Source organism: Streptomyces sp. SID5910, from assembly GCF_009862125.1.
In the GTDB taxonomy this organism is placed as follows: Bacteria; Actinomycetota; Actinomycetes; order Streptomycetales; family Streptomycetaceae; genus Streptomyces.
In genome coordinates this window covers 1-4,178 of sequence record NZ_WWHX01000878.1, presented here as the reverse complement: position 1 = coordinate 4,178, position 4,178 = coordinate 1, and the positions used below count along the sequence as shown (strand labels likewise).

Below are 4,178 nucleotides of genomic sequence, written 5' to 3'. Positions count from 1 at the left end.
TGATCCGCCCACGGTCCCCCGTGGGCGGGGTGTATCTCTCATCTGCGTAGAACCTACGACAGGGGGTGGGCCGAGGACAGAGGCATCGACGTCCTGACATCCACCCCGCACACGTTCTTCACACGCTCTGCGGTTCGCCGCGTCAGGCGTGCGAACCGCAGCTCGGATGGGCGTTCGCGGGGCCGCACGGACGCGCGAGCCCGGGCGGGCGCGGACGCTCCGCTCAGGCACTCCGCTCAGGCGCTCCGCTCAGACGCGGGCGAAGCCCTGCTCGATGATGTCGAGGCCCTCGTTCAGCAGGTCCTCGCCGATCACCAGCGGCGGCAGGAAGCGCAGCACGTTGCCGTAGGTGCCACAGGTCAGGACCAGCAGGCCCTCGGCGTGGCAGGCCTTAGCGAGCGCGGCGGTCGCCTCCGGGTTCGGCTCCTTGGTGGCGCGGTCCTTGACCAGCTCCACGGCGATCATCGCGCCGCGGCCCCGGACGTCGCCGATGATGTCGAACTTCTCGGCCATGGCGGTCAGGCGGGCCTTCATGACCTCCTCGATCCGCTTCGCCTTCGCGTTGAGGTCGAGCTCCTTCATCGTCTCGATCGCGCCGAGCGCACCCGCGCAGGCGACCGGGTTGCCGCCGTAGGTGCCGCCGAGGCCGCCGGCGTGGGCGGAGTCCATGATCTCGGCGCGGCCGGTGACGGCCGCCAGCGGCAGACCGCCGGCGATGCCCTTGGCGGTCGTGATCAGGTCGGGGACGATGCCCTCGTCCTCGCAGGCGAACCACTGGCCGGTGCGGCAGAAGCCGGACTGGATCTCGTCGGCGACGAAGACGATGCCGTTGTCGGCGGCGAACTGGCGGATCGCGGGCAGGAAGCCCTTGGCCGGCTCGATGAAGCCGCCCTCGCCGAGCACCGGCTCGATGATGATCGCGGCCACGTTCTCGGCGCCGACCTGCTTGGCGATCTGGTCGACGGCCTGCGCGGCGGCCTCCGGGCCCGCGTTCTCCGGACCGGTCGGCCAGCGGTAGCCGTAGGCGACCGGCACGCGGTACACCTCGGGCGCGAACGGACCGAAGCCGTGCTTGTACGGCATGTTCTTCGCCGTCAGCGCCATGGTGAGGTTGGTGCGGCCGTGGTAGCCGTGGTCGAAGACGACGACGGCCTGGCGCTTGGTGTACGCGCGGGCGATCTTGACGGCGTTCTCGACGGCCTCGGCACCGCTGTTGAACAGGGCCGACTTCTTGGCGTGGTCGCCCGGCGTCAGCTCGGCCAGCGCCTCGGCGACGGCGACGTAGCCCTCGTACGGCGTGACCATGAAACAGGTGTGGGTGAAGTCGGCGAGCTGCGCGGACGCCTTGCGTACGACGGCCTCGGCGGAGGCGCCGACGGAGGTCACGGCGATGCCGGAGCCGAAGTCGATCAGGCTGTTGCCGTCGACGTCCTCGATGACACCGCCGCCGGCGCGCGTGACGAAGACGGGCAGCGTGGAGCCCACGCCCTGCGCGACCGCGGCGGTCCGGCGGGCCTGCAACTCCTGCGACTTCGGGCCGGGAATGGCGGTGACGACGCGGCGCTCCTGCGGAAGTGCGGTCATGGGGGCTCCTGTGGATCTTTTCGGACGCTTGCCTTCTTTTTCGCAGGCTAGGACCGGGAGCCGGGGGTGGGCATGCTCCATGTGGGCGTTGTCCGCGCCGCCGGTTGTCCGCGGTGGACAGATGGCACGTACGGCGGCATGTGGACACGTCCGCGCGGGCCCGGCCGCGTAAGCGGTGAACTCGCCCTGCCGGGGCGTTAGATTGGCTCGCTGATGGTGGACGGAGCGGCTGGTCAGGGGGCAGGGTCGATGGACAGCGACGGCAGGCGGGACACGCGGGGTACGCACGCGAATCCTGTGCCGCGTCCGGCGGGGCCTCCCGAGGTGCCCGCGGTGCCGCCGCGGCCCGCCCGGCAGCCCGGCACGCCCCCGGCACCGGCCGCGCCCCCGCCGCCGGACGGCTCCGCGTTCCTGACCTGGCTGCGCACCCCGCGGCCCGAGGCGCTGCCCGGCGTGTGGCGCTTCGGACACCGGCCGCGGCCGGAGGAGGAGCCCGAGCGGATCCCGGCCCGGCAGCTGCTGAGCGGGGCGCTGATCGCGTTCCTCGTCGGATGGCTGATCTGGTCGCTGCTCTACAACGGCTATCTGGGCGGCTGGTGGATGCTGCCGCTGTTCGCGATGCTGCCCGAGTCCTGGGCCCCGCCCGGAACGGTGCGTTCTGTCATCGCCGGCTACGTCTGGTACACGGTCGTCGCCCTCGTGATCATGGTCGGGGTCGGGCGGCTCGGCCGCTGGGACGAGGTGTGGCGCCGTTTCTTCGCCCCGCGCCTGTCGAAGAGGCCGGAACGGCAGGCCGCTCCGCCGCCCGAGGAGGACCCCGCCGCCTGGCCCGCCCTGCGGGCCGCCGGTGCCGTCGACGCCGCCGAGCGGCTCGCCGCCGACGCCCGCTCCGGGCTGATGCGGGACGTCGACCACGCCCGCATCGCCCGCGCCTGGCAGGGCGTGGCACGCGGCCGGCACAGCCTCGCCACCTTCACCGGCGCCGTGCTCAGCCAGGGCGCGGGAGCCTGCCCGCACCCCTCCGGCGTCCGCGACCTGCCCTCCCGGCAGGCCCGGCACGACCTGGTCACCGGGCAGGTGCGGCTCGGCACCACCGCCGACGACGACCGCAACCCCTACGCCTACCGCGGCGCCGGCCTCGCCCTCGGCCCCGACCTGCTCGGCACCTCCCTGCTCGCCGTCGGACCGGCCGGCTCCGGCAAGACCGGCGCCGTCGTCCGGCCGGTCGCCGAGTCCCTGTGCCTGCACGCCCTGGCCGGACGCGCCGCGGTCGTCGTGGTCGGCGCGGCCGGCGCCGGGCTCGGCGCGGCCGACGCCTACGACGTCGTCGTACGCGTCGGCAACCCCGACTCCGTGTACGACCTCGACCTGTACGGCGGCACGACCGACCCCGACGAGGCCGCCGCCGTGCTCGCCGAGGCCCTGGTCGGCGACCTGGCCGAGCCGCACCCGGGCAGCGACAGCCGGCGCTCCACCACCGTCCTCGCCCAGCTCCTCGGCCCGTTCCGCGCGGTGCACGGACGCTTCCCCGGCGTGCCCGAGCTGCGACAGCTGCTCGACGGGACGCCCGGGCCGCTGGCCGAGCTGCGCCAGGGGCTCCAGGAGACCGGGCAGGAGTCGCTGCTGCGCGAACTGGACGCCCGCGAGCGCCAGATGGGGCACCCCGGCGACGTGGGCGGAATCCTGGCCGACCGGGTGGCGCTCCTCGACCGGCCCGCCTTCGCCTCCTTCTTCGACACCTCGGGACAGTCCCGGCCGTTCTCGCTCAAGGCCCTCGACCATCCGGTGCGGGTCCGCATCGACCTGCCCGAACGCGGCCACGCGGACGCCTCGCGCATCCTGGCCCGGCTGGTGCTCGCCCAGTTCACGGCGAGCGTGTCGGTACGGGAGGACCGGTCGCTGTTCGCCTGCCTGGTGCTGGACGACGCGAGCGGCGTCGTGACGCCGGAGGCCGTGCGGGGCGTGCAGCGGCTGCGGTCGGCGGGCGCCGGGGTCGTGCTGACCCTGCGCACGCTGGACGACGTACCGCGTCCGCTGCGCGGGCCGCTGCTCGGGTCCATCGGGTGCCGGATGGCGCTGTCCGGGCTCACGCCCTGGGACGGGCAGGACTTCGCCGAGGTGTGGGGCAAGGAGTGGACCGAGGCCCGCGACGTCACCGACCGGCAGATCATCGCCGAGACCCCGGCCGGCAAGGCCGTGCACATGCTGCGCCGGGTGATCACCGGCAAGGCGCCCACCGCACGGGCGGTCACCGTGCGACAGGTCGAGCGCGAGCGGTGGTCGGCGTCCGAGCTGGCGCACGCGGTGCCGGCGGGGCACGCGGTGCTGTCGCTGACCACAGTGAGCGGTGACCACGCACCCCCGCTGCTGGTGGACCTGCGCGGCTGAGGCCCCCGGCGCGGGAGGCGCCGGCCGGGGACGCGCCTATGCACCCCGCCCGGGACACCGAGGGTGCCTCCGCCCGGGACACCGAGGGTGCCTCCGCCCGGGACGTCGCGGCCGAGGTCCCGGCGGGGCAGGCTGCCTGCGCCGGGGTGCGCTCCCACGGCGACGCGCCCGCGGGGCCCCGGCCCGGGAGGGGGAGCGGCCGGCGC

2 protein-coding genes are annotated in these 4,178 nt (G+C 74.5%); one reads left to right on the top strand and one right to left on the bottom strand.

What is annotated here, in order from left to right; all coding sequences use genetic code 11:
- Positions 1-249 precede the first annotated feature (249 nt).
- Positions 250-1,584, bottom strand: coding sequence for a 4-aminobutyrate--2-oxoglutarate transaminase (gabT, locus tag GTW67_RS30895; RefSeq protein WP_161168012.1), 1,335 nt, complete (start codon positions 1,582-1,584; stop codon positions 250-252).
- Positions 1,585-1,833: 249 nt separating this feature from the next.
- On the opposite strand from gabT, the gene GTW67_RS30890 reads away from it, so the two are divergent.
- A complete protein-coding gene (locus GTW67_RS30890) occupies positions 1,834-3,972 on the top strand; it encodes an ATP-binding protein (RefSeq protein ID WP_161168049.1) in 2,139 nt (712 codons plus the stop codon).
- Positions 3,973-4,178: the final 206 nt, after the last annotated feature.

Coding starts and splice junctions, on each gene's coding strand:
- gabT (WP_161168012.1), bottom strand. CDS start 1,584: ATGACCGCACTTCCGCAGGAGCGCCGCGTCGTCACCGCCATTCCCGGC.
- GTW67_RS30890 (WP_161168049.1), top strand. CDS start 1,834: ATGGACAGCGACGGCAGGCGGGACACGCGGGGTACGCACGCGAATCCT.